Here is a 7,008-nt window from a genome sequence, read left to right on the forward strand (position 1 = left end):
CGAAAAGGCTCCGGCTACCCCAACTGCCCGGGCAGCGCCTCCGCGTGAAGCACCGTCAGCCCCGACACCGCTCGCGTCAGCGCCACGTACAGCCGCCGCAGCCCCGTCCGCTCGTCCGGCTCCCCGGCGACGACCGCCGCCGGCTCGTCCAGCACCACGTAGTCGTACTCCAGGCCCTTCGCCAGGGACGCCGGCACCAGCGTCAGACGGGCCTCCGCCGTCGTCTCCTCGCCGGGCGCCAGGTACGGCAGGCCCGCCTCCGCCAGCAGCGCGCCCAGCGCGGCGATCCGCGCGTCCGCCGCAATCAGGCCGGTCGACCCCTCGCGCGCCAGCGACTCCCGGCACGCCGCCACGACCGCCCCGTCCAGCTCCCCGGCGGCCACCGGGCGGACCGAGAAGTCGCCGGCCGCCTCACGCACCGACGTGGCCTCGGCCAGGCCCGGCGCGATGGCGGGCAGCAGGCGCGACGCGTAGGCGATCACCTCGCGCGGCACGCGGAAGCCCTGAGTGAGCTCCTCGACGGCGGCCTCCGGCTTCCCGAGGTGCGTCAGCGCCTCCTCCCAGCTGGACGTCGCCCACGGCGTCGTGCCCTGCGCGAGGTCGCCGAGGATCGTCGCCGAACCGGTCGTGCAGCGGCGGCCCACCGCGCGGTACTGCATGGGCGAGAGGTCCTGCGCCTCGTCCAGCACCACGTGGCCGAGCGACGGCGTGCGCGCCACCAGGTCCGCCGCCTCGTCGATCAGCACCGCGTCCGCAGCCGACCACTTCGCCGACTTCACGCCGCGCGCCGGCTTCGCCCACAGGACCTCCGCCTGCTCCTCCGCCGACAGCACCCCCTCCGCGTGCTCCGCCAGGAACTCCGCGTCGGACAGCAGCCGCAGCACGAGCTTCGCCGGGTCGACCGCGGGCCAGACCGCCTTGACGGCCGCCTTCACGGCGGCGTTCCGCGCCACCGCGTCCTGCACCCGGTCGTCCGGCGCCTCGCCCGCCTGCTCCATGCGCACCAGCACGGCGTGCGCGATCCGCTGCGGCAGGGCCTCGCGCGCGGCGCCGTAGCGGATGTCGCGGTCCAGGAGCTCGCGGACGATCTCCTCGATCTCGTAGGCCGGCACCCGCCAGCGCCGCGAGCCGCGCACCACGACCACCGGCTCCTGAGGCATCGTCACCCCGGACCGCACGGCGCGCCGCAGCACCTCCGCCATGCGGGCGTCGCCCTTGATGCGGGCCGCGGTCGCGGAATCGGTTCCCCGCACCTCCACGTGCGCGACCAGGTCGTCCACCGTCGCCTGCGCCACGTTCAACTCGCCCAGCGCGGGCAGCACCTGCTCGATGTAGTGCAGGAAGGACCGGTTCGGGCCGATGACGAGCGTGCCCGTACGGGCGAGGCGCTCGCGGTGCGCGTAGAGCAGATAGGCCACGCGGTGCAGGCCGACCGCCGTCTTCCCCGTGCCCGGCGCCCCCTGCACGCACACCGTGCCGCCGATCCCGGCGCGCACGATCTCGTCCTGCTCCGGCTGGATCGTCGCCACGATGTCCCGCATGGGGCCCACGCGAGGGCGCTCGATCTCCGCCTGGAGCAGCTTGCTGGCCTGATCGGCGGCCGCCGCGTCCGTCAGGTCCTCGTCCTCGTACGCGGTGAGGTCGCCGCCCGTGTAGCCGAAGCGGCGGCGCATCCGCACGTCCATCGGCTCCTTCTTGGACGCCCGGTAGAACGGCTGCGAGACCGGCGCGCGCCAGTCGATCACCATCGGGTCGCCGTCGGCGTCGTGGACGTGGCGCCGCCCGATGTAGAACCGCTCGCCCTCCGCGCCTTCCGCCTGATCGGCGCCCGGCGCGTGCGCGTAGTCCAGCCGCCCGAAGAACAGCGGCGTGTGCGCGAGGTCGGCCAGCGCCGTGATGCGGTCGTCGATCTGCCGCTGCAGGACGGCGGCGTTGACCCAGTTCGCCGTCACGTCCTTGATGTCGAGGGCCTCGACGTCCTCCCGCATGGCGCGCAGGGCGGCGCGGGAGGAGGAGAGGTGGGTGCGCTCCCGCTCCAGGGGATCGTTCGCGGTCGGTGCGTGTGGCGCGGGCACGGCAGAGCCTCCAGGCGTACGGCGGAACGAACGGGAAGCCTCCGGTTTCCGGCCGGACGGCGGCGCTCCCAAGGTGTTGTGGGAGGCGGCGGGAAGGGGAGATTCTAGTCAGCGGGCCGGGGGCGCGCGAGCGAATTTCCCGCGCCCCGAGTCTGCCGGAAGGGCCGGTTGTCAGGGTCGGCGTCCACCTCCCGTAGGGGACGCCATGATCCTGGGGTCGTAGGCGCGGGCCTGCGCTTTTACACCGGCAGGCCGATGTCCGGGGCGCGTCGGGAAACCATCATGGAGACATGAACACCGCAACCGGGAACCCGGACTCCGCCGCCATCGAATCCCCCTTCGCCCACGCCCTCCGCGCGATCAAGGCCTTCGCCGGTGCGGCCGTCAGCGTCGTCGTCCTCGGCCAGTACGCGGAGACGCGCAAGGCCTGAGCCCGGCCGCTCTTTGAAGAGCGGCCGGAGCGGCCGGAGCGGCTGGAGTCCTACGGCTTACGCTCCATCGCCCGCGAGCAGCTCGTCCGCGTCCACGATCCGGTACGCGTAGCCCTGCTCGGCCAGGAACCGCTGCCGGTGCGCCGCGAAGTCCTGGTCGATGGTGTCGCGCGCGACCACCGAATAGAAGCGCGCCTCGTGCCCGTCCGCCTTCGGGCGCAGCACCCGGCCGAGGCGCTGAGCCTCCTCCTGCCGCGAGCCGAACGTGCCCGAGACCTGAATGGCGACCGTCGCCTCCGGCAGGTCGATCGAGAAGTTCGCGACCTTCGAGACGACGAGCACCGAGAGCTCGCCCTCGCGGAAGGCGTCGAAGAGCTTCTCGCGCTGCGCGTTGCTGGTCTCGCCCTTGATCACGGGGGCGTCGAGGTGCTCGCCCAGCTCGTCGAGCTGATCGATGTACTGCCCGATGACCAGCGTCTGCTCGCCCTTGTGCCGGGCCACGAGCGCCTCGGTGACGCGCCGCTTGGTGGCCGTCGTCGCACAGAAACGGTACTTCTCCTCCGGTTCCGCCGTCGCGTAGGAGAGCCGCTCGGAGTCGGTGAGGTTGACGCGCACCTCCACGCAGTCCGCGGGCGCGATGTAGCCCTGCGCCTCGATCTCCTTCCACGGCGCGTCGAAGCGCTTCGGGCCGATGAGCGAGAAGACGTCCGACTCGCGCCCGTCCTCGCGCACGAGCGTCGCCGTCAGGCCCAGGCGGCGGCGGGCCTGCAGGTCGGCCGTGAACTTGAAGACCGGCGCCGGCAGCAGGTGCACCTCGTCGTAGACGACCAGGCCCCAGTCCCGGGAGTCGAACAGCTCCAGGTGCGGGTAGATGCCCTTCCGCTTGGTCGTGAGGACCTGGTACGTGGCGATGGTGACCGGCCGGATCTCCTTCTTCGTACCGCTGTACTCACCGATCTCGTCCTCGGTCAGCGACGTGCGCTTGACCAGCTCGTGCTTCCACTGGCGGGCGGAGACCGTGTTGGTGACGAGGATCAGCGTCGTCGCCTTCGCCTTGGCCATCGCCCCGGCGCCGACGAGCGTCTTGCCCGCGCCGCACGGCAGCACGACCACGCCCGAGCCGCCGTGCCAGAAGCCGTCGACGGCCTGCTGCTGGTACGGGCGCAGCGCCCAGCCGTCCTCCGCCAGCTCGATGGGATGGGCCTCGCCGTCGACGTACCCCGCGAGGTCCTCCGCGGGCCAGCCCAGCTTGAGCAGCGTCTGCTTGATCTGACCCCGCTCGGAGGGGTGCACGGCGACCGTGTCCGGATCGATCCGGGAGCCGACGAGCGGCTGGATCTTCTTCGAGCGGAGGATCTCCTCCAGGACGGGGCGGTCCGTGGACTCCAGCACCAGCCCGTGCGTGGGGTGCTTGACCAGCTTCAGCCGCCCGTAGCGGTCCATCGTCTCGGCGATGTCGACGAGGAGGGCGTGCGGGACGGGGTAGCGGGAGTACGTGACGAGGGCGTCGACGACCTGCTCGGCGTCATGGCCCGCGGCCCGGGCGTTCCACAGCCCCAGCGGGGTGACCCGGTAGGTGTGGATGTGCTCCGGGGCCCGCTCCAGCTCGGCGAAGGGGGCGATGGCGCGGCGGCACGCGTCCGCCTGCTCGTGGTCGACTTCCAGGAGCAGCGTCTTGTCGCTCTGGACGATCAAGCAGGACACTCGTACCTCCACTACCGGGCCGGACCGGCCCCTCGCGCCAAACTCCTCAGTCTACTTGCACGGGCGTGGAGGCGGGTGGGAATCGGGCGTGGGCCGTTCCGGGGGCGGTACGGGGGCGGTCGGGGGGCGTACGTGCCGGGTGCCGGGGCGCGGGGCCGTAGGGCCGTATGGCTGTAATCGTCCAGGGCCCGGTCAGGCGTGCTCGTCCGCCAGCTCCGCGACGCCCGTGATCCGGTGCAGCGGGTACGTGCGGACCTCGTCCGCCGTGTGGTCGTAGCCGGTCACGAAGCCGCCCTCGACCCGTACCGGGGCGATCACGCGCTGGCTCGCCGCGCCCTCCGCGTTGACGTAGCCGATCCACACCGCGGACCCCGTCATGACCGCGGCCTGCATCGTCGCGAGGGTCTCCGCGGACGTCGTACGGGGCAGGCCGCCGCCGGCCGGGGCGGGCGCGGCGACCGGCTTGCGCTCGGCCGTCGACGCCATGTCGCCGGCCCGGATCGCCCGTACGGCGGCGCCCAGCAGCGTCTCGTCGGGGACCGGCGGGCCCTCCGGGACGGGGACGGGCGCGGTGCGCGGCGGGGTGCGGCGGGCGTCGGCGCGCGTGACGACGACGTCGCCCTCCGCGGACTCGGCCGCCGGGGCGTACCCCATGGCCCGCAGGCCCTCCAGAAGCTCGTCCGGCGCGGCCTGCGCGGCCAGCACGGTGGGCGCGAGGCGGCGCAGCCGCAGCGGGGCCGAGCGGCGGTCGGCGAGGATCTCGGCGAGCACCGCGTCGTCGTCGCAGCGCAGGTACGAGGAGGCCGCGCCGACGCGCAGGTGGCCGTGGCGGCGGGCCACGTCGTCGACGAGGTAGGCCAGCGGCTGGGGCACGGGCGTACGGGAGTGCCCGGTGAGGAACGCCTTGAGGTCGGTCGCGGTCTGCCCGGCGTCCAGCGCGCGGCGCACGGAGGCGGGCGTGAAGCGGTAGACCGTGGCCCCGCCCTTGGACTCGACGTCCGCGAGGACCGACAGCATCTGCGCGAGCGGCCGCTTCAGCGGGCCGGGAGCGACGGCCGTCAGGTCCGCCTGGAGCAGGATGTGGTCGAGCGGCTCGGGGAGGAGCGGGGCGAGGGCGGTGGCCGCGCGGACGGCGAGGGCGCCGGCTTCGGCGTCGGTGAGTGGTCCGGCGGATTCCGTGTCGCCCAGGAGGGCGCGGCCCGGTGCCGAGAGCGCGCCGCGGTTCGTGACGCCCAGCAGCTCGGCCTCGGTGAGGGCCCAGCGGGCCAGGCGGGTGCGCAGGTCCTCCGCGCCCGGCTCGGCCGGGGTGCGCGGCGGGCGCTCCCAGTGCAGGCGGGCCAGCAGCGTCTCCGGGGTCACCGACGCGCCGTGCGGGAGCGTGGCCAGGAGGGCGAGGACGCGGTGGCGGACCTCGGGGGCCGGGGAGCGGTCCAGGTCCGGGCCGAGGGCGTTGAGCGGGCGGGACTTGGCGTCCCGGCCGCCGGCCAGGCCCGCGGTGCGGGTGGCGGCCAGCCAGGCCGTGGCCAGCCGGGCCCAGCGCTGCTCGGCCGGCAGGTGCAGCCAGTCGTCGTAGGCGGGAGTGGGGGCGTAGCGCTCGTCGACCTCCCCGTCGGAGGCCAGCAGCCCGGCCGCGTGCGCCAGCTCCGTCCAGAAGGCGGCCGCGGACTCCGTGGTGTCGAGGAGGGTCGCGGTGCGCTTGAGGTCGCGCACGCTCAGGCCGCCGGCGCGCAGCACGAGCGGGCCGTCCGACTCCCAGGCCGCCAGCAGCTCCTCCACGGTGGCGAGGGCGGTGAAGGCCTGCCCTGCCGCGCCCGCGTCCACCGTGCGGGCGGAGTGCGGGGTCGCCGGGGCGAGCTCGGGGGCGGCGGGCTCGGGGGCGCGGTGGGCGCGGCCGGCACGCAGGTGCAGGGCCACCTCCCGGGGGAGCACGACGCTGCCCGGCGTCGCGGGCAGCAGCAGGCCCCGGTCGAGGAGCCAGCGCAGGTGCGGGGCGGGGTCGGCGGTGACCGTCCCGTACGGCGGGCCCCACCGCAGGCGGTCGAGGACCGCCGAGGCATCCCGGGGCGCCTGCGCCAGCAGCTCCGCCATGCGGGCGCGGTCCTCGAACAGGGCCGTGAGCGCCGCGACGGCCGACACCGGGTCGTGCGTGCCCGGCAGGCCCGCCGCGGCGATGATCTGCTGCACGCGGCCCGGCGACATGCCCGCCGTGGCCTCCGCCACGGTCGGGCCCAGGCCGGTGGGGGACGGGTGCGCGGGGCTCGGCGCGAGCAGCTCGCGGGCGGTCCGGACCAGGCGCAGGCGGTCCGCGGTGCCCCAGACGAGGGCCTGGTCGCGCAGCGCGGCGACGGCCCTGGGCAGGGCCTCGGCGATGCGGGGGTCCTCGGGGGCGTCCCCGGTCATCAGGGCAGCGAGCCTGCCGTACGGGCACGGGTCCGGGGCGACGGCCAGGGCCTCCGCCGTCTGCAGGACGAAGCGGTCCAGGCGCTCCAGGGCGCGCAGGACGGAGGCGCGGGTGCCGGCGCGGGTCGCCAGCTGGGTCAGGTCGCCCGGCACGGGGTTCAGCAGATCGGGCCGCGCGCGCAGCAGCCCGGCGAGCGCGCCGTCGGGCCGCGCCCGCAGCTCCTCGGCCAGCGTCCGCGGCCCGCCGCCGCGCGCGGCGCCGCCGCTACTGCCTGTCTCCCGCGGTGTGGTCATTCTGTTTACGGTACCGGGTTGCGGGGCGCGGGCCAGGGGGTTGCGCGGGCGGTGGGGTGGTTCGCCTGCGGGGCGGGTGCTGGGGCCGGGGCGTGGGGGTGCCT

Annotated in this window: 4 protein-coding genes; 1 reads left to right on the forward strand and 3 read right to left on the reverse strand. The window is 75.1% G+C overall.

The annotated features are described in order from the left end of the window. Window positions 1-14: 14 nt before the first annotated feature. Window positions 15-2,075 carry a HelD family protein gene (locus IF61_RS0116935; RefSeq protein ID WP_030367238.1) on the reverse strand — a complete coding sequence of 687 codons (2,061 nt, stop codon included), beginning with the start codon at window positions 2,073-2,075 and terminating at the stop codon, window positions 15-17. A 290-nt stretch (window positions 2,076-2,365) separates the two neighbouring features. On the opposite strand from IF61_RS0116935, the gene IF61_RS35900 reads away from it, so the two are divergent. Then, window positions 2,366-2,506, forward strand: coding sequence for a hypothetical protein (locus tag IF61_RS35900; RefSeq protein ID WP_157848616.1), 141 nt, complete (start codon window positions 2,366-2,368; stop codon window positions 2,504-2,506). Window positions 2,507-2,563: 57 nt separating this feature from the next. On the opposite strand, the gene IF61_RS0116945 is transcribed toward IF61_RS35900, so the two are convergent. Both IF61_RS0116945 and IF61_RS0116950 read right to left on the reverse strand, forming a co-directional pair. After that, window positions 2,564-4,210 (reverse strand): DNA repair helicase XPB, encoded by a 1,647-nt coding sequence (locus tag IF61_RS0116945; RefSeq protein ID WP_030367239.1) that lies wholly within the window; start codon window positions 4,208-4,210, stop codon window positions 2,564-2,566. Between the two features lie 192 nt (window positions 4,211-4,402). Next, window positions 4,403-6,904 carry a helicase C-terminal domain-containing protein gene (locus IF61_RS0116950; protein WP_043189458.1) on the reverse strand — a complete coding sequence of 834 codons (2,502 nt, stop codon included), beginning with the start codon at window positions 6,902-6,904 and terminating at the stop codon, window positions 4,403-4,405. Window positions 6,905-7,008: the final 104 nt, after the last annotated feature.

Origin of the sequence: Streptomyces roseoverticillatus (assembly GCF_000719265.1) — a bacterium.
Lineage (GTDB): Bacteria > Actinomycetota > Actinomycetes > Streptomycetales > Streptomycetaceae > Streptomyces > Streptomyces roseoverticillatus.